A 506-nucleotide genomic window follows, 5' to 3' on the forward strand; every position below is an offset into this window, starting at 1 on the left:
TCACGTGAAACAGATAATGGTCAGGCAAGTAATCAGGGGAGTAATAAAGCGTCTGATAATGCATCAAAAAGTAAAGTGATGACGCCTGCGCTTAGTAAAGAAGAACAACGCAAGCTGGCGGCAGAACAACGTAAACGCACCGCACCCATCCGCCGCGAGATTGAAGAGACTGAAAAAGCATTGGCCAAGATTGATGAACAGCTTGCAACGCTGGAAGAAAAGCTAGCCGATACGGGTTTGTATGAAGAAAGCCGTAAGTCTGATTTGCTTGTCTTGCTCAATGAGCAAACGGCGCTACAGCAGGAGCATAGCGATAAGGAAGAAAAGTTATTGCTATCGATGACGACGTTAGAAGAAATGGAAGCTGAATTTTAGTAGCAAGTTATATGAGATTTGGCTGTTAAGCGATTTTCGTCGTAAGTAATCAAACATAAAAAAGGGAGGGCATCAGCCCTCCCTTTTTTTACATCGTTTTTTGCAACATTATTCTTTACGATACTTACCAT

1 pseudogene is annotated in these 506 nt (G+C 42.5%); it reads left to right on the plus strand.

Annotated elements, in window-relative coordinates:
* Positions 1 to 375 (plus strand): annotated as a pseudogene (locus ACS8FC_RS21215) (ABC transporter ATP-binding protein); the annotation flags it as partial.
* Positions 376 to 506 lie beyond the last annotated feature (131 nt).

The organism is Psychrobacter sp. 1Y4 (genome assembly GCF_051847555.1).